Source organism: Sphingomonas sp. SphC10 (genome assembly GCF_057004845.1).
In genome coordinates, this window is record NZ_CM168044.1 from 659402 (window position 1) to 676170 (window position 16769).

The following is a 16769-nucleotide window of genomic DNA, read 5'->3' on the forward strand; positions in this document are numbered from 1 at the left end:
GCGGAATGTCGGAATACAGGATTGGTAAGGTCGTGGCCGTCACGGGTGACCAGGTTTTCGTCTCGCTGCTCGACGAGGATGACGACGGAACGGCAGGCGTTCCTGCCAGCATGACGGTCGACGTGCCGAGTGAGGATGGACCGGTTCCGCTGCTGATAGGCCAGCCTGGCACATTCGTGCTGGTGTCTCTTCCAGCAGGCTATCTGCTCTGTATGGTCACCGGCATCGAGATGAAGGAGGAGCGGATCACCGCTCCGGAACTGCGTCAGGCCACGGATGCGGACCTGCTCCTGATCGATCGGGTGTCCCGTAGCCTGTCGACCGTTCCTGTCGGAACAGTCGACTCTTCGGGGGCCTTCGAACGCGGAACGGATGTCCTGCCGACCGTGAATGCGCCGGTGTTCGCGGTGGACGACAGGATGATCGACGCCATCTACGCCGGCTACGCGGAAGGAGATTTCTCCTTGGGCCGGCTTTCTCTTATTCCAGGTCAGGAGGCGAAGGTGAATCTCGATGCGTTCCTGACGCGTCATGCCGCCGTCCTGGGCCAGACCGGCGGCGGCAAGTCATGGACCGTGGCCTCGATCATCCAGCGGATATGCGCCTTTCCACAGGCGACCGTGGTGCTCTTCGATCTGCACGGGGAATATGGCTCTGCGTTCGGTGATCATGCGGAGGTGATATCCGCGATCGACCTCGAATTGCCGTACTGGCTCATGAATTCGGAAGAGCTGCTCGGTCTGATGGTGGATCGCGCCGAGTCTGCGGCACCCAATCAGATCGCCAAGTTCAAGGAGTTGTTGCAGGCAGCGAAGCAGGCGGACTCGGGAAACCAGACCCTCGGCATACCTAAGATCACCATCGACACCCCGGTTCACTTCAGTCTGCAGGACATCGTCGACGAGTTCCGTCGTCTTGACACCGAACGTCCGCTTGGTTCGCAGGGCAAGCCCGTGAATGGCCCGCTCTACGGTCAGTTCACCCGTCTACTGATGCGTCTCGACTCGCGAATGAATGATGGACGGTACGATCTCATCTTCCGCCCGAAGACATACACCTCTTCGGCGTCGATGTCGGATCTGTTCCGGCGTCTACTTGGTGAGAAGGATGGGGAGCGGCGCAAGATCGTCGTGGTCGATCTCAGTTCCACGCCGTTCGACGTACGATCGTCGGTGATCTCGCTGATCCAGCGATGCTTGTTTGATTTCGCCTATTGGCATCGGAGGCTGAAGGGCGAACGGTATCCCATCGCAGTGTTCGCCGACGAGGCGCATATCTACCTTTCGGACGGAGATACGGCGAACGAGTCGGCTCGGAAATCAGCGGAGCGGATCGCGAAGGAGGGCCGTAAGTACGGGATAAGCCTCACTGTGATCAGCCAGCGCCCAAGGGAACTGTCAAGCACTATATTGTCACAATGCGGCAGCTTTCTCTGCCTGCGCATCTCCAATCCCGACGATCAGGCGTATGTCAGAAATCTGCTACCGGACTCGGTACGCGGAATCACGTCCATGTTCTCTACTCTGCGACGTGGCGAGGCCATCCTGCTCGGCGATTCGGTCATGATGCCGACGCGGATCAGGATCACCCGGCCTAATCCCCAGCCAGCGAGTGACGATGCATCTTTCGCCTCGACGTGGGCCACCGAACCAACGGAACTCGACGTAGATGCCGTATTGTCGGCATGGCGTAGTCAGACGGTCTGACGAAGCGCGGATGCGGAGCCATGTCTGGAATGATGATACAATTTTTGACAGTAGGATTTGACGAATATCCGCGACCGATCTGCGAACAATGAGCGTCGGCCTGTTCATTCGTGTTTTGTTGGTCCTCGCAACTTTGGCAGGGGTGGTGCCTGCATTGCTGATGTCCGATATTCATCCGTTTCACGTGATCACACCGGGAAACGGTGGATGGAGATTTGTGGTCGCTGCCCTGTTGATATGGGCAACACTGAAAGTCGGCAACCGTTTAGCGGAACGATTCTGTCAGATGTCTTTCACAACATGGTGGGATCCGGCAAAGACAGCTGACGGCAATCTTGATTGGGATCACCTCCTTCTTCTGGTTCAACCAGTGACGGATCCGATCGACAACTTCGGTATGGTGCGACCAAGAGCGATTTTCAGTCAAGGCATAGTCGTGGTGCTCGGAGGAGCCGCTCTGTTCGCGTGTGCTCGTATTGCAGCGGATTGGCTTGCCCTTCCTGAATTGCCGGCCTTCCTGACACTGGGGGGAAACAAACGGTTGGACCTTGATGCGCTGATCAACCTGAGCGGAAATCTGACCGCGTTCCTTGCCTTGGCTGCAGCAGCGGCATCGATCTGGTTCGCCAACGATCAGCTCCGCGCGAAGGTCCGGGCCGACAATCGGCAGGAGTGGTTGGCCAGCGCGCGTACGCTATTGGGAGAAGTCGTCGCTCTGGCTCGAGAACATGCCACCGCAGACGTCAAAAGCCGCGAGGCTTTCAATCGGGAATTAGATCCGCGCCGCCTCCGTTTCGAGCTGATGTTGAATCCGCGCGAGAAGGATCACAGGCTGCTGATGCATCTTCTCCGACGACTAGCGTTCATTCACGAACCCACCCGAGCTGAGACCGCCGACGGAGGGGCGTTCTGGACGGTTTTGATGTCGCATTGCGCTCGTCGTTCAGTGGAGCTTGGCGAATGCGACGACGGCGTGAAGTATTACGAGGCGGTTTGGAAGCCGATCGTGGAATGCACGGATCCCGGTTCGCTGACGACGTACGTCATGCGTCTAGGTCATGTGGTGTTGAAGAGGGAATGGGAGCGCGTGAAGGCTGCGCGCTGACGGTTTTGACAAAACACAGGAGGAAAGATGATACCGCCGACTAAGATCTACAGTTCCGACGTTTCTTCATATGATCAAAAATCGGTACGCGCACGGATCGAAGCGCTGCTACTCAATAACGTCGGCTTGGTCGTCACCCGCGCGCAGATCATCGCTGCCGCCCGGAATCCCGTCACGGGTGCCGAACCGGAGAACTGGCATCAACGCCTATCTGAACTCCGAACTGATAAGGGATATACCATCCTGTCCTCACGGGACTGGAGCGCCTTGAAGCCGGAAGAATACGTGCTGGCAAACACGCAGCGCAGAGCGATAGCGAATCGACGAGTGCGGCCAACTCCGGCGACGTGGCGGACGGTACTGACCCGGGCAAACGATGCCTGCGAGTGGCAGGAGGATGGACAGGCCTGCGCACTCAGGAACGGCGCAATCGATCCGATCGGCGGCGGCACTGTCAAGCTGACGCCGGATCACACGACGCCGCACTCCGTCAACCCGCAGTCAGATCCCGGCGACCCGACACATTGGCAGGCGCTGTGTGGCCGGCACCAGGTCATGAAGAAGAACTTCTGGGACGGCGCGACTGGGAAGATCAACGTGATCGCCATCCTGCAGGCCGCTGGGGCGGAGCAGAAGGAGGAGGCCTACGATTTTCTGAAGCAGTATCTCGGCAAGTAGGTCACGCATCGACGATGATGGGAAGGTCGAGGAGGTCGGCCTTCCCCAACAGACGAGCGCTTACGCCCTTTGTAGCGGCCAGGAGGTTGGCGACTCCATCCTCCGACCTCAACGCGCGGAAGGCGCCAGCGCAATGCTGTTGCGGTAGCCTGACCCTGTACACGCAGTCCGTGATCGCAGCCTTGCCCTCCACGACGATGGCGACTTTCGTGTGCAGGCTGCGGTCGACGCGCGCGATAAGGATGTCCCCCTTTTCGGCAACGACTACGCGATCCGGGTAATCCGGCACGATGGACGCACCGAGTGATGCCTCGCCGTTCTCGAGTGAGGCATAGTCGGTGGTGTGAAACGTCGGAAATCTAGCCTGTCTGCGCTCCGTCGTGCTGAGTGATCCCCGGCGCACGTCCGCACCCAGCTTTCTCAGGGTCGTGATCTCGCCTCCACCGGTGGCGAGCATGGCGGCATGATGATCATAGTCCATGCGCCGTTCGGCATCACCAAGTGTTATCAGCAGCGGACCAGAAAGGGTCCCGTCCGCTTCATGCCGAAGCAGTCTGATCCGGTCTGCACGATCGCGCGCATTCTTAGTGGCGATGACGATAAAACAACGAGCCTCGGTATCATGGAACGAGTGCGCTGGAAGTTGTATCACGGCGTCGATGCCATGCTGCTGAAGGACCGCTCGTCTGAATGATGCCGCTCTGGCCCCCGTGACGAGACCATCCGGTGCGATGAACGCGATCCTCCCGCCATCACGCAGCATCCGCAGATTCTGAGCGAAGAAGATGACTTCCGCCGTTACGTCAGCGGTGCTGAGGCAGGCGTCCGCAAGTCCGGCGTCCTGGAGGATGCGGGCATAATCCCGCTTCCAGGGCGGGCGATGAAAGGGCGGGTTGCAGACGGCAAGGTCAAACGTTTCGGTAGAGCCGAGTACGTTGGGCAGCGCAGGGTCGAGCACATCGTGGACATGATGCAGATGCCCACCGCGCCCGCGTCCGGCCAGTCGGGAGCACAGGTTGGGCTTGATGGAAGCGTCAATGTCGACCGTGACGATCGTGGTGTCCGTCCAGCGGTTCAGGACGGCATCAGCAAGCGTTCCTTCCCCGGCTCCTAGATCGAGCGCATTGGTGGGCGGTTCGTTTCCCAGCTGATCGGCAAGGAGGTCGCCAATGCGGCTTCGGGTGTAGAAGCGGTTTAGATCGTCCTGCCGTATCTTGGCGGATTTGGATGCCATGATTGCCGCTTGCCCGTCACTTTTCCTCCCTCGGAGGTGTCTGCCTGATAGCTGCCTATGCTCTTTTGCACATGACCGTTCAACATCGCTGGGGAGCCGTGGTCCAGAAGGTGCCGTGGGAAACGACCAGATGAAACCCTATATAGCGGGTTGCGCCACGACCTAAGAAAGGTTCGCCACCTCAAGCGATGGAGATCGAGAGGTGGCGAAGTATGATGAGCGAGCGTTCAAAGGACTACCGCAGCCGTCCACCCTTCAATTTAGAGCCCGCTGCTCAGCCCCGGCTGTTCATTGGGGATCTCATCGTCAATCAACGCCGCTGCAGCGACCTCCAGCAGGTGATGCGTCAGACGATCCGATCCGTAGCGAGTCGCCAGTTCGCCCCATGCCGGCCACCGGTCCATCCGGTGGCAGATCCATTCGTAGAAGCGGTCGCGCCGTTCGGTCGTGCCCAGCCCAAGCGTCCAGACCGTCTCGAAGATCGGCACGATGCCGTCCCCGCGTTTCGACAGGATGATCGACGGCTGGCCGCCCTCGCGCCGACGGAGGAATGCGACGTCCCAGCGGGCCGCGGCCTTCTCGACGCGCGCCAGCCTGTCCTCCCGCCCCTCCGGGCCAAGGCCGAACTCGCACAGCTGGGCGATGGTCGCGGCGGACGGGCGCTGCTTGCGCACGTCGTACGGGCGGGTGGCGAGCAGCATGTGGATCACGGCCATCCCCTCCGCCGTCACGGTCCTGGCGCCGCGGCCATCCTCAGTCAGCTCGACCAGTCCTTCCCGGGCGAGCCAGAGGTGGAACAGGAGGAGGTACAGCCCACTGGACTGGAAGATGTCTGCCGCCTGCTCATCGATCGTCGGCTTGCGCCTGATCGTCGCGACGAGCACGGCGTGCATCGTCTCGAGCAGTTCGTGCGGCGTCCTGCCGAAATGGTCCGGCATCCGCAGCCGACCGTTCCAGAACGCCGCGCGCATCGATGGCCACCGTTTGCCGGTCTCCTCGTCTACGAAGACCGTCTCGCCATCGACGTGTTCGCCCCGCAGCCAGTTGCCCCAGGGCAGCTCGGGATCGCAGACGCGCGGGGTCAACGCCTGTACTCCAGGCTCGAGGTGGGGATGAGGGTGGGACCCGGATCGGCCGCCCGGGGGTCGCGGCCCTCTCCGATCGCCTTCAGCTGTGCCGCGAGACGCACGCACTCCCCGTAGACGAATGCCTCGGTCTTGTAGGTGGGATCGTCAACGCCGAACGCCGGGGTCTTGTCGCTGCGCGGGTGGCGGGTATCCAGCGGGACGAGGTCGTCCCGCTGATCGCAGCTGAAGCCGAACCACCAGGCGTCGTTATCGCCATGACCTTCATGATCGTCCTCGATGGTCCTGCGGACGTTCTGGTAGGATCCGACATCCACGGCGACGTGGCAGATACTGCGATCCTCGGGCGCATCGCGCTCGCAGGCGTCCGAATGGTCGATGCCGCCGTGGACGCCGATCATGATGCCGAGCATCGTGCCGTATTCACGACCGAACAGCGGATGGCCCGGCGGGACCGCGACGTATCCGCAGAGGTGCTGATACAACGGCGATCGACGGATGATGCAGGCGTATCCGGACGCGGGATCAGTCCAGGCGATCTTGTCCGCCTCGACGCTCCACGGCCCATCGGCGGTGGGGTGCACGTCGGCGACGCGGTAGATGGCATCGACCTTCACGAGGCCGCCGTCCTCCCTCAGCGGCAGGCGCTTGCCAGCGGGCGGCTTGACGATGGCGGGCAGCGAATTGGAGTGGGGTTTCTTTTTCGGCATGTCATTCTCCTCGGAAGGTCGGACGCAGGGCGGCGGGTCGGTGACGACGGTGGTTCGCCGACATGGTTGGGATCGCTGCTCAGGCGTGGAGGAGCAGCCACTCCTCGTTGAAGTCCTTGCCGGCACGGGGAACGAGGTCCTCGACGGCAAGGCCCGCATCGACGTACGCAGCCATCGCCGTGGCTGCGGCGACCCTGCCGGGTGCATCCGCGTCGCCGCAGACGATCACGCGCCTGACCTGCGAAGGGAAGCGGACGTGCGGCAGGTTGCCGTCGCCCACCGCCGCCCACACGCTGGCGCCGGGGAACATGAGCCTCACCGCCAGCCCGTCCTCGACGCTGGCCGCCAGCATCACCGTCTCCGCGACCGGACCGAAGCGGACCGCACAACCGCGCACCCGGCCGAGCGACAGCCTCGGCGTACCGCGCGTCGACTTGCGCCCGTCGCGGTCGAGGAAGGTGCGCTGGATGCCCGCGAGCCGGCCTTCGCGGTCCTGAAGCGCCGCGATCATCGTCGGCTCTCGTCGACCCTCTCGACCGTCCGCATCCCACCACCGCGCGACGTGCGAGTGGCGGATCGATCCGGGCACGGCATGACCGATGCCCCGGTTGACGAGGTAGGTCTCGCTCAGCGACCAGCCGATCGGCGTCGCTTCGTGCCAGACCTGACGCGCCCGCCTCACCGACTCCGCGCGACGCATCGCGACGAGGACCGGGTTCTCGAGCGCGGGCGGCATAGCGGTGGCGGTGCCGACGAGATCGAGACAGGCCTGCCGGAAGTCGACATGATGGAGACGCCGGTGGAGTTCGATCACGTCACCACCCGCTTCGCAGCCGTGGCAGTGGAAGACCCGCTTGCCCTCGTTGACGAAGAAGCTGGCGGTGTCCTCCGGGTGGAAGGGACACAGCCCCTTCAGTTCGTCGCCGCTCTTCTTCAGGTCGGTCGCTTCCGCCGCGACCTTCGCGATCGAGGTCTCCGCCTTGATGCGGGCGACGTCGATGCGCCCCTTCTCGTCCATGTATCTGGCCGGGAGGCCGATGCTGTCCATGTGCATGCTCCATCGCTGGTCAATCGCCACGTTCGCGGTGGTCTGGGGCCTCTTTCCTCCGGCCCCTGCCTCCACCGCCCGGCTCAAGCCGGCCGGCGCCTTCGCGCCGCAGTCACTTTCATCGGAGATCCGCCCGCGCGTCCGCGCGTGGGCGTAACCATCCTGACCCGCCCGCTCTGGCGCCGGGCATTCTTCACGAGCTCAGCTCGAGCGACGGGAATGCAGGTCGCTCGCGCCACCGCCGCCGAGGATGACCCGGGTGACGGCATGGGCCAGCACGAACGGCGACGGAGGACGCAGTCCCATGCGGTACGTCCACCAGTCGGCGGCCGCCCGCTGGTTGAGCAGCATGTCCTCGCGCTTCGTGCCTTCCGGCCACTCCGGGCCGATGCCCGCCTGCGCTGCCGCCACCAGCATCGGCGTTCCGAAGTCGACGAGCTGGCCGAAGATGGAATCCCGGATGAGCGCCAGGCTCCAGTCGAAGGTGCTGGTCGCGGGCACGGCCGCCGCCAGGATCTCCTTCGCATAGTCCTCGGTGTCCTCGTCGCAGGCCAGCACCTTGCCGTACGTGTCGACGACGAGCGGACCTCTGGTCCGCGTCCCCGCAGCAGCGACCACGGCCGCCGCAGCGGCATATCCAACCGCGACCTCGGTCATCCTGCCGGACGGATCGGGCAGCTTCAGCAGGCCCTGCTGCCGATCGATCAGCTCGATCGGAGCCGCCGCGATGCAGAAGGCCGAGCATCCCAGGAGGGTGGCGAGACGCACGAGCAGCGCGGGCGGCTCGGAGCTGGTCTTCGATGCGCGGTGGATCAGCGCAATCTCGTCGGGCGAGAGATGCCTGTGCGCGATCGGAGGGCGATGTACGTTGTCCATGACGATGTCCTCTTTTTTCGCCGGAAGCCGCCGAGCGGCCTCGGTCGTTGCTGACGGGCTGCATTCTGCCGACGTCGCGTCGGGTCGCGGACCCACAGCCGAAGTCGTGGGCCAGCGCAGGCAGGCGGATCAGTTGGTGGGGTCGTACTCGCTGGTCGTGATGGCGCGGTTGCGGTCGATCCAGGCGTCGAGGTCGTCCGGATGGTACCTCACGGCCGTCCCCAGCTTGATGAAGCGGGGCGAGTTGTCGCCCTTGCGGCCGTAGAGGCGCATCTTCTCCAAGGTGTTCTTGGCCAGCCCGCAGTACGTTGCGGCTTCGGTGGTGGTCAGCAGGGGGCGGCGGCCGTGCGGCATGGCGGGCTCGGCGCTGGTGACGTGGGTCTGCATTCGACTTGCTCCTCGTATGCCGCCTTGGGATCAGGCGGCGGAGCACTTCTTGTATGCACGGCAATCGACGTGATCGTCGGCAAACATCCTCGGCGGGGGGTGGACATTATTGGACAGGTAATCCCAAGATATCGCTGCGGCTGACGTGGCCGCGACGCCGATGGGGAGCGATGAATTGATCACCATGGGCCTACGGGCCGCTCCCAAGATCGTGACGTTCGCGATCTACGATTCAACGGAGCAGAATGTGCTCAACGTCGAGGACATCGTCGTTCCGGCCGCCTTCGAATGGCCTCAGGCCCTGAAGTACGTCAGAGGCAACGTCCTCGACATCATGCGCGAATACGGCGTGGTTCGCGCAGGGGTCAGAACCAGCGAGACGGTGGCGCAACGTCCCTCGGTCGATCGCATGCAGATCGAAGGCGTGTTGCAGGAGGCGTTCGCCAGCAGCACGCTCGAAGCCTATTTCGCTGGCCCCATCTCGGTCATGGCGGCGAAGCTCGGGATTGTGCGCACGGCAGTTCTTCCGATGATCAAGCAGGGTCGAAACGAATTGGACATCGAGGGTTGGGACGACATGTCGGAGGCGAGGCGCGAGGCCGTCCTTTGTGCCATCGGAGCCGTGAATGCTTAGGCCGCATCGCCGTGCGGAATTGAATCTCCGGTTCATTCGCGAGATCGGTCAGGACGGACAGAACAGCCGGACCTACGTCGCGCACGACGCACAGCTCAACGCGGAGATCGTAGTCAAGGAGATCGCGAAGGCGCGGCTCGACGTCGGCCGGTTCTTCGGCGAAGCTCAGGCGCTCTACGCCAGCGCACATGCCAACGTGGTCCAGGTTCACTATGCATGCGAGGACGATGACAGCATCTATGTGGCGATGCCGTTCTATCGACGCGGTTCGCTGAAGGACGTTCTGTCGCAGCGCTTCCTCAGCGTAAGGGAGATCGTCACGCTGGGCTGCCAAGTGCTGGCAGGTCTGCAGCATGTCCATTCCAACCGGCTGGTCCACTTCGACATCAAGCCCGACAACGTGCTGCTGTCCGATCGTGGTGAGGCGCTGCTGTCGGATTTCGGCTTGGCCAGGCCGATAGGGCCGCGAGGCTTTGCCGAGCTGGACGGCGCTTATGTCCGGACCCAGCCGCCGGAAGGCTTCGCAGGATACGAGTTCCCCAGGACGTTCGACATCTATCAGGTGGGCGTCCTCCTCTATCGCATGTGCTGCGGAAATGAGGAGTTCGACCGTCAGTTCGAACGCTTCCTGACGAGGACGCCTGCCGGCATTCAATTCGATCGGAACGCCTTCCGGGTCGCCGTGGTCAATGGCCAGTTCCCCGACAAGCGGACGTTCCCCGCGCACATCCCGGAACGCATGCGCACCGTGATCAGGAAGTGCCTGGAGACGGAACCAGGGCAGCGGTTCGGTTCGGCCTTGGAGGTCATGAACGCGCTCGCGCTTGTCGAAGGCACACACCTCGACTGGGTGTATTCCAAGCCGCCGGGTTGCCAAAGGTGGGAGAAGAACGTAGAGGGAACGAAGTACGAGTTCGAGTTGTCCGATGCCGGCGGCACCACCTGCTACCGGGTTTCGTTGACAGGAGCACGGAGAAGGATCGTGCCGGGTTGCACCGACGGCATGACCGATAGGCAGGTGCGGACATTCCTCGGAGAGATCTGATGGCGCGGATCAGGAACGATCCCGGCAAGTACCAGACGAGATCCGGTCGGCTACCTCAGGTCGAAGGTCGTCCATCCCCCTGCGCGCAGCGGAATGCTGAACGCGAAGAGGGATGGAGATCGGCACCGATCGATGGTGGATGGTACATCGACTTCCGTGATCGGAAGCGGGACTGAGCGCGGCTCAGGCTGCCAGAAGTATCCCTACGTAATTGGTGTCGTCGGACGTCGGTGCGACCGCGGACCATGCCGCCTTTAGCTGCCGCTCCGTGAGCGTATCACCTGAGATCTCACGACATGCCTGCCAGACGTGGTTCGGCCACCGCGGCACGACCCGAACGACCGAGCCGTTCGGCTGCACCGGGCCGTACAGCGTCGGGAACGTCTCGTTGTACCCGGTGATCTCGACGCCGCGGAAACGGGCCGGAACATGGAATGTGCCGTCCGCGTCACAGAACCTGTCGTAAGGGTGGGGCGACCCGAACGTCCGCTCGCCCTCAAGGCTGGCGACGTGGCATGGACTGGCGGTGGAGACTTCCACGTAGTCCGCGCCGATCAGCCGCAGGGAGATGTGAGAGACGCTTCCCTCCTCGTCGTCGAGAGGAATGACCCAACAGTCGACGAGACGGAGCGGATGATCGTCCCAGTCGCGCGGATCGTCGACGTCGTAATCGGGCACTTTGTCGCCCGACACGTCCGGTCCGTTCGTCGATACGTACGTGCATTCGGACGGAGACCAGACGATGCAGATCGAATTGAGCGGAAAGCGCGCGACGTTGCTCCTCACCACGTCGATCAGCGCTTGGTGCTGACTGGCGTTGATCGGGGTGTCCTGATGCAGACCGCACGCTCGAGCCATGGCCTTGCCGTCGGTTCCGTCGATGGGCGTGATGGAGTCGAGGAACTGGTCGAGCCGGACCCGTCGATCCAGATCGCAGCGCTGTTCGACGATGAAGGGAAATGGTCCCGGAATCGGCCGCGTGGTCATATTTTCATCCTGCGATGGAAGCTCCTCGCTGGATTTCCATGACATTCTCAAGAGCCTCTTGGTCTCCCCCCATTGGCGATGTGCGGGAAGTCCTTCTTAACCCGCTTTCTGGCCTGATCGAAAACCGAATCCGAGAAGGGACGCTTGATCGTCTTCATTATGACGTTCCGTAGCGTGTCCTTCCTCCAATCCGATGGGCTCGCAATGAGGTAGGTGCGTAGTGCCTGCTCGCATTGGCCGATGAGGCGGTCCTGCGGGGTGATGCCGCCGACCGGACGATCGGCCGGTAGCGCTCGGCCGCTGTTGAGGGCCAGCGGCTTCTCCCGTGCGTACGCCGTCAGCTTCTTGGTGAGACCTTCCGTCTCCAGGAAGATCTGATGCGTACCCGCAGCCGCCGATGGCGAGCCCGGCGTCATGCGGCAGGAAGCAAGCCTCCCCACGGGATCGTCCATCTCCCAGTCGGAAGGATCGATGTCCTCCAGCCGACCTCCTCCGATCGGGCGCGCATAGGTGCGGATCGATCCCCGGGCGGCCAGCTTCGCGATCGCACCGGCTATGGCCTTGGCCGCCAACCGGGCATCGTGACGAATGCTGTTGTGCGTATCCGTTTCAAAGAGCCGGACCTCGTCCTCATCCGTCCATCCGACCGGGCGGCTCATGCCTTCATCGATCGAGGGCTCCTCCCTGACTGAGCCGGACCCATCATCGAACACTTGGCGATCGGGGGCGGACCAGTTCAACCCACGGGGGAGCGGCAGATTGTCGTCACCAGCGTGTGACAGGAGATGGTCCTCCCAAGGATCGATCATCGAACGCCCGAGACGGATCGCGGCCTCGGCGAGGAATACATGTCGACTGCTTGGCCAGACTGAAGGGTCGGAATACCACTCGGTCCAGTCAACGGAAGAGATGTGATCCTGTTCGCCTCCGGCTTCCATGTTGCTCCACCGCCCTGATATGGACGACGGAGCATTTCCTCCCTCGGCCCTCCATCCAGATGATAGACGGACATACGGTGGTGTCCATCGCGATGGCGGGCTCGAGCGGCTTACGACATGCCCTACTTGGCCTTCCCCTCCTTCGCCTTCTTGACTCTGGCGTCGTCGTACTTCCGCTTCGGCCATGAGGACCGGAGCTTCTGCCACATCGGCTTCATCTCGAACCTGCCGAGAGGTGCGAGGTCCTTCCCGCCCGGCCAGGCGTCGGGCCTCTCCATGAGTGCATCGAGGTGCGTGTTCCATGCGTCGATGGCCCGGCGCACCGCCGCACGGCGCTGAGCGCGGTTGTACTTGCTGCGCGGTACCTTGTGCGCGATTGCGAATTCGAGGTCGTCGCCGGGAAGGTTGAACGGCTCGTCCGCCATGATCGTGACCCCGGTGGTGCGGAAGTCGTGAGGCACCCAGTGCTCGAACTTGGCCATGGCGATGCCCTCCGCATCGGCGAGGTCGATGCGGCGCTGGACGTGTGCATCGATGTTGGCCTTGTCCTGCGTGGACATCTTGATCGATTTCGACCCGTCGAAGCTGAAGACGAAGCCCCGGCGCTTCCTTGGATCTGGATGCAGACGTTCCAGGATCGCGACTACCTGGCGGGGCAGGTCCATCACGTGAATCTCTTTGGTCTTCATCCGCGAAGCGGGGATCGTCCATAGCCAGGTGGCCTGGTCGATCTCCTCCCAGCGCATCGCGGCGACCTCTTCCTTGCGCTTGAGGGTACGCATGATGCACTCGTAGACGAGGCCGTGCGTCGAGCCGTTGTCGCGGAAGGCCTCGAGCAGCCGCTGGATCTCCGCCTGGCGCAGCACGCGTTCCCTGACCACCTGCGCTGGCACATCGAAGGCGTCTGCGGGAGACTTGGCGATCGTGCCGCGCTTCCTGGCGTCGTTCAGGATCACCTTCAGGTAGATCAGCCCCCAGGTGCGCGCCGAGATCGAGCGGAGCGCGAGTTCCTTGAGGAAGGCGTCGATGTCTGCCGACGTGAGCCGGTCGATGCGCTTGTCGGGCATCAGGCCCGCGACGTCGCGGGTCAGGATGCGTTCGTGCTGCAGGGTGAGCGGCTTGCGCTCGATCCTGCGGCGCTCGATGTAGTCGGCGACGTAGGTCTTGATGACGAGCGACTTGGAGGCGTCCGCCTCCTTCGCCTCGGCGCGGCGCTTGTCGACCGGATCGACGCCGCGGCTCTTCTGGAATGCATGCTCCTGCGCGATCTCGCGCGCCTGCGCCGGCGTGACGTCGCCGAGCCTCCCGATCGTGATGCGCCTGGCGGGCCGCATCGGCAGGCGGTACTGGTAGACGAACACGAGGATGCCGTTCTGCTGGCGGTATGCACCGAAGCCCAGCAGTCGGTCGTCCCAGACGAATTCCTTGCGACCGGGTGCGGACGGCGGGATAGACTTGATGGTCTCCTTCGTGAGGGTGCGGCGTTCTCGCGGCAAGGTCGAAACTCCTTCCATTGGTCGGAAGGCAGGATCGCATCGGTCTGGACCTGGCACGCCCCACGGCATCCATCATCGTAAGTCGATGGCTTCACGAAGTGGAAGTATGGTCGCGTCTTGGAGGATGGTGTTCGATGGGCTGACGCTTGCAAGGCGCTGTCCTGAGGATGCCGTCCGACCTCCGCCCGGATACGTCATCGAATCTGAAGCCCGTTCTGAAAGACGATTAGGGGTTGGGCAACATTTTGCCGGTACGCTCTCCGTGCGGATGTTTGGAGTGTCGCATGAGCAAGAACGGCGTGGATGATGCACAAGTCCCGACTGCAGTATGGTGGCTGACGGGATCCTTCGCTCTCTACACGGTCGTGATGTTCCTCTTTCTATGGAAGAGTGCATCCGACCCTGATGGCGTCGCCATCCTAAACACCGTTGCAGCGATCATCTCCGCTCCTGTCGGCGGTCTTATCGCCATCGCGATCTTCATTTCCGGCGCAAGGCGAAAGGAAGCTGACACGCACGGCTCGCCTGTCGAGAATCGAGAAGAGCGGCAGTCGCCGATCGGACTTCACGAAAAGCCACAGACAGGCCTCGACTCACAGATCGTCGGGCCTGCTGGTCTCGCTCGGTCAGTGGATGAGGGCGTAGGCGACGAGCAGTCCAGTGATGAGCTGCATCCCCAATCCGGTGATCGCCATGTCCTCCCTCGTCCATGACTTCCCTCCGATGTTGCCTTGGCGAGGGTAGCCGAGGCAACCGGCGAGGGTCATGAGTAGGCCGCTCAGGCCGACGATGGCCGCTGCGATGGCGGCCGGTCCGATTGGTCCCATTTTGATTTCATCCTTTCGTTGCTGTGCGTGCGGTCAGCAACCAGCCCTTCTTCTGCTTCCTGAATGAGCATCTCACTGATCGTGACATGGCGCGCTCGATGTTATCCAGTGCCGTAAGCCGGGACTGCTGCGTATCCGGGGGCGGGGTTGCAGCTGCCGTAACAGCACCCACCTGTCCGGCTGGTGATCGGAGCGGTCGCATGATGGCACCAATAGCGTGTTCGCTCCCTGTTCTCAGTCTTCGCTGGCGTTCGAGGCAATCGCCAGGTAATCTTCACGGACGAAACCGGAGCATTCTGGGTCAGCCGTGGTCAGAGTCGTCAGAGAGCTAAGCCGTTGAGCAGCCAGCAGGATAAGCCTCAACCCATCCGCAAGATAATCCACGTCGATCAGGACGCCTTCTTCGCGTCGGTGGAGCAGCGTGACAATCCGTCGCTACGCGGCAAGCCCGTCGCTGTCGGCCATGCCGCCGCGCGAGGCGTGGTGGCGGCGGCCAGCTACGAAGCCCGCAAGTTCGGCGTTCGCTCCGCTTTGCCCTCAGTCACCGCGCTGCGCCGCTGTCCCGACCTGATCTTCGTGCCGCCCCGCTTCGACGTGTACCGCGACGTCTGGCGCCAGATCCATGACGTGTTCGCGCGCTATACCGACCTGATCCAGCCCTTATCGCTCGATGAGGCCTATCTCGACGTCACCGCGAACAAGCGCGGCATGGAAACCGCATGGCTAACCGCCAAGGCGATCCGCGCCGACATTCTCGCAGAGACCGGCCTGACCGCATCGGCGGGCATCTCGTACAATAAGTTTCTGGCCAAGCTTGCCTCGGATCACCGCAAGCCCAACGGCCAATTTGCCGTCACGCCGGACATGGGCGCCGCCTGGGTCGAGGCGCTGCCCGTCAGCCGCTTCCACGGCGTCGGACCGGTGACGGCGGAGAAGATGAAGCGGCTGGGGATCGTGACCGGGGCTGATCTACGCGCCAGATCGCTGGCGTTCCTGCAGCAGCATTTCGGCAGTTCCGCCGAATGGTATTACGCCATCGCGCGAGGGGAAGATGACCGTCCGGTCAATCCGAACCGCGTGCGCAAGTCGTCGGGGTCGGAAACGACGTTCAACCGCGATCTGACGAAACCCGCTGAGATCGAGGCCGGCGTGCTTAAGATGGCGGACGACGTTTGGGACTGGTGCGAGGGACGGCAAGCCTTCGGCCGCACCGTCACGGTGAAGGTCAAATACGCCGACTTCCATCAGATCACCCGACGCCGCAGCCAGCCTGTGGCGGTTACCAATCGGGAAGGCCTGCGCCGCGCGGCGCTCGACCTGATCCGGTCGGTTCTGCCAACCCAGAAGGGAATACGACTGGTCGGCGTAACGGTATCGAACTTCGTCGAGGCCGGGGCAGCGGCACCGACCGAATTACCGATCTTCGCGGAGGCGGCGGCGTGATGCTTGACCTCTTTGACGTGCCGCTCCTGCCGGGGCTCGCCACGCGGGCGAACCTGATCACTGCGGACGAGGAGCGCATGCTGATTGACCGGATCGACGCGACTGACCTCGAGCCGTTCCGCTTTCAGGGCTGGACAGGTAAGCGGCTGACAACGTCCTTCGGATGGAGTTACGACTTCGAGGTCGGGCGCCCGAAGGATGCGCCACCGATGCCGGATTGGCTTCTCCCCATCCGCGATAGGGCCGCCAATTTCGCCGGGCTCGCGCGCGAGGCGCTGATCCAGGCGCTGCTCATCCGCTACGATCGCGGTGCCGGGATCGGCTGGCATCGCGACCGGCCCATCTACGGCCATGTCCTCGGCATCTCCCTCGGCGAACCGGCGACGATGCGCTTCCGGCGTCGGCGCGGCGGCGGCTTCGACCGCGCGTCGTTGCCGCTCGATCCGCGTGGCGGCTATCACATTAGCGGACCCGCCCGACACGACTGGGAACACAGCATCGCACCGATGGAACGCCCGCGCTGGTCGATTACCTTTCGGAGCCTCGCAGAACATCGTTCATAAGTAAGAT

General features: G+C 63.0%; 17 protein-coding genes. 8 read left to right on the forward strand and 9 right to left on the reverse strand.

Annotation, left to right across the window (positions count from 1 at the left end):
- Positions 1 to 5: 5 nt before the first annotated feature.
- From ACWKSV_RS03040 to ACWKSV_RS03050, 3 genes are all read left to right on the forward strand, one after another.
- A complete protein-coding gene (locus ACWKSV_RS03040; RefSeq protein ID WP_076715847.1) occupies positions 6 to 1706 on the forward strand; it encodes an ATP-binding protein in 1701 nt (566 codons plus the stop codon).
- Positions 1707 to 1794: 88 nt separating this feature from the next.
- On the forward strand, positions 1795 to 2811 hold the full coding sequence (locus ACWKSV_RS03045; protein ID WP_156884252.1) for a hypothetical protein: 1017 nt from the start codon (positions 1795 to 1797) through the stop codon (positions 2809 to 2811).
- 27 nt (positions 2812 to 2838) lie between these two features.
- Positions 2839 to 3489 (forward strand): KpnI family restriction enzyme N-terminal domain-containing protein, encoded by a 651-nt coding sequence (locus tag ACWKSV_RS03050; RefSeq protein ID WP_076715849.1) that lies wholly within the window; start codon positions 2839 to 2841, stop codon positions 3487 to 3489.
- Position 3490: 1 nt separating this feature from the next.
- Here ACWKSV_RS03050 and ACWKSV_RS03055 read toward each other — a convergent pair whose 3' ends face one another.
- The 6 genes from ACWKSV_RS03055 to ACWKSV_RS03080 all read right to left on the reverse strand — a co-directional run bounded on the left by ACWKSV_RS03055 (position 3491) and on the right by ACWKSV_RS03080 (position 8829).
- Entirely contained in the window at positions 3491 to 4723 is a 1233-nt protein-coding gene (locus tag ACWKSV_RS03055; protein ID WP_076715850.1) for an N-6 DNA methylase, read from the reverse strand.
- A gap of 260 nt (positions 4724 to 4983) precedes the next feature.
- A complete protein-coding gene (locus tag ACWKSV_RS03060) occupies positions 4984 to 5808 on the reverse strand; it encodes a hypothetical protein (protein ID WP_191864664.1) in 825 nt (274 codons plus the stop codon).
- Positions 5805 to 6518 carry a hypothetical protein gene (locus tag ACWKSV_RS03065; RefSeq protein WP_191864663.1) on the reverse strand — a complete coding sequence of 238 codons (714 nt, stop codon included), beginning with the start codon at positions 6516 to 6518 and terminating at the stop codon, positions 5805 to 5807. The genes ACWKSV_RS03060 and ACWKSV_RS03065 overlap by 4 nt, the downstream gene beginning before the upstream one ends.
- 79 nt (positions 6519 to 6597) lie before the next feature.
- Positions 6598 to 7566 (reverse strand): DUF7146 domain-containing protein, encoded by a 969-nt coding sequence (locus ACWKSV_RS03070; RefSeq protein ID WP_191864662.1) that lies wholly within the window; start codon positions 7564 to 7566, stop codon positions 6598 to 6600.
- 201 nt (positions 7567 to 7767) lie between these two features.
- Positions 7768 to 8442, reverse strand: coding sequence for a hypothetical protein (locus ACWKSV_RS03075; protein WP_191864661.1), 675 nt, complete (start codon positions 8440 to 8442; stop codon positions 7768 to 7770).
- Between the two features lie 129 nt (positions 8443 to 8571).
- Positions 8572 to 8829, reverse strand: a complete 258-nt coding sequence (locus ACWKSV_RS03080) for a helix-turn-helix transcriptional regulator (protein ID WP_483666880.1) — start codon at positions 8827 to 8829, stop codon at positions 8572 to 8574.
- Positions 8830 to 8974: 145 nt separating this feature from the next.
- Between ACWKSV_RS03080 and ACWKSV_RS03085 the strand changes: the two genes are divergently transcribed.
- Together ACWKSV_RS03085 and ACWKSV_RS03090 are read left to right on the forward strand one after the other, a co-directional pair.
- A complete protein-coding gene (locus ACWKSV_RS03085; RefSeq protein WP_483666881.1) occupies positions 8975 to 9463 on the forward strand; it encodes a hypothetical protein in 489 nt (162 codons plus the stop codon).
- Positions 9456 to 10508: a serine/threonine-protein kinase gene (locus tag ACWKSV_RS03090; RefSeq protein ID WP_191864660.1), complete on the forward strand. Its 1053-nt coding sequence runs from the start codon at positions 9456 to 9458 to the stop codon at positions 10506 to 10508. Before ACWKSV_RS03085 ends, ACWKSV_RS03090 begins: the two co-directional genes overlap by 8 nt.
- Before the next feature lie 183 nt (positions 10509 to 10691).
- Here the strand turns inward: ACWKSV_RS03090 and ACWKSV_RS03095 are convergent, their stop codons facing one another.
- The 3 genes from ACWKSV_RS03095 to ACWKSV_RS03105 form a co-directional block, all read right to left on the reverse strand.
- A complete protein-coding gene (locus tag ACWKSV_RS03095) occupies positions 10692 to 11495 on the reverse strand; it encodes a hypothetical protein (protein WP_191864659.1) in 804 nt (267 codons plus the stop codon).
- A 47-nt stretch (positions 11496 to 11542) separates the two neighbouring features.
- The gene (locus ACWKSV_RS03100; RefSeq protein ID WP_191864658.1) at positions 11543 to 12433 is read right to left on the reverse strand and encodes a hypothetical protein; all 891 of its coding nucleotides are present in this window, start codon (positions 12431 to 12433) and stop codon (positions 11543 to 11545) included.
- Positions 12434 to 12555: 122 nt separating this feature from the next.
- The gene (locus ACWKSV_RS03105) at positions 12556 to 13929 is read right to left on the reverse strand and encodes a tyrosine-type recombinase/integrase (protein ID WP_191864657.1); all 1374 of its coding nucleotides are present in this window, start codon (positions 13927 to 13929) and stop codon (positions 12556 to 12558) included.
- A 284-nt stretch (positions 13930 to 14213) separates the two neighbouring features.
- Between ACWKSV_RS03105 and ACWKSV_RS03110 the strand changes: the two genes are divergently transcribed.
- From ACWKSV_RS03110 to ACWKSV_RS03120, 3 genes are all read left to right on the forward strand, one after another.
- A complete protein-coding gene (locus ACWKSV_RS03110; RefSeq protein ID WP_191864656.1) occupies positions 14214 to 14642 on the forward strand; it encodes a hypothetical protein in 429 nt (142 codons plus the stop codon).
- Positions 14643 to 15092: 450 nt separating this feature from the next.
- Positions 15093 to 16199: a DNA polymerase IV gene (gene dinB / locus ACWKSV_RS03115; RefSeq protein WP_191864655.1), complete on the forward strand. Its 1107-nt coding sequence runs from the start codon at positions 15093 to 15095 to the stop codon at positions 16197 to 16199.
- Positions 16199 to 16762: an alpha-ketoglutarate-dependent dioxygenase AlkB gene (locus tag ACWKSV_RS03120; protein ID WP_191864706.1), complete on the forward strand. Its 564-nt coding sequence runs from the start codon at positions 16199 to 16201 to the stop codon at positions 16760 to 16762. The genes dinB and ACWKSV_RS03120 overlap by 1 nt, the downstream gene beginning before the upstream one ends.
- Positions 16763 to 16769: the final 7 nt, after the last annotated feature.

Bases quoted from the DNA above. Each gene is read 5' to 3' on its own strand.
- ACWKSV_RS03050 (WP_076715849.1), top strand. From the start codon at position 2,839: ATGATACCGCCGACTAAGATCTACAGTTCCGACGTTTCTTCATATGAT.
- ACWKSV_RS03040 (WP_076715847.1), top strand. From the start codon at position 6: ATGTCGGAATACAGGATTGGTAAGGTCGTGGCCGTCACGGGTGACCAG.
- ACWKSV_RS03095 (WP_191864659.1), bottom strand. From the start codon at position 11,495: ATGACCACGCGGCCGATTCCGGGACCATTTCCCTTCATCGTCGAACAG.
- ACWKSV_RS03080 (WP_483666880.1), bottom strand. From the start codon at position 8,829: ATGCAGACCCACGTCACCAGCGCCGAGCCCGCCATGCCGCACGGCCGC.
- ACWKSV_RS03100 (WP_191864658.1), bottom strand. From the start codon at position 12,433: ATGGAAGCCGGAGGCGAACAGGATCACATCTCTTCCGTTGACTGGACC.
- ACWKSV_RS03045 (WP_156884252.1), top strand. From the start codon at position 1,795: ATGAGCGTCGGCCTGTTCATTCGTGTTTTGTTGGTCCTCGCAACTTTG.
- ACWKSV_RS03070 (WP_191864662.1), bottom strand. From the start codon at position 7,566: ATGGACAGCATCGGCCTCCCGGCCAGATACATGGACGAGAAGGGGCGC.
- ACWKSV_RS03075 (WP_191864661.1), bottom strand. From the start codon at position 8,442: ATGGACAACGTACATCGCCCTCCGATCGCGCACAGGCATCTCTCGCCC.
- ACWKSV_RS03120 (WP_191864706.1), top strand. From the start codon at position 16,199: ATGCTTGACCTCTTTGACGTGCCGCTCCTGCCGGGGCTCGCCACGCGG.
- ACWKSV_RS03090 (WP_191864660.1), top strand. From the start codon at position 9,456: ATGCTTAGGCCGCATCGCCGTGCGGAATTGAATCTCCGGTTCATTCGC.
- ACWKSV_RS03055 (WP_076715850.1), bottom strand. From the start codon at position 4,723: ATGGCATCCAAATCCGCCAAGATACGGCAGGACGATCTAAACCGCTTC.
- ACWKSV_RS03065 (WP_191864663.1), bottom strand. From the start codon at position 6,518: ATGCCGAAAAAGAAACCCCACTCCAATTCGCTGCCCGCCATCGTCAAG.
- ACWKSV_RS03110 (WP_191864656.1), top strand. From the start codon at position 14,214: ATGAGCAAGAACGGCGTGGATGATGCACAAGTCCCGACTGCAGTATGG.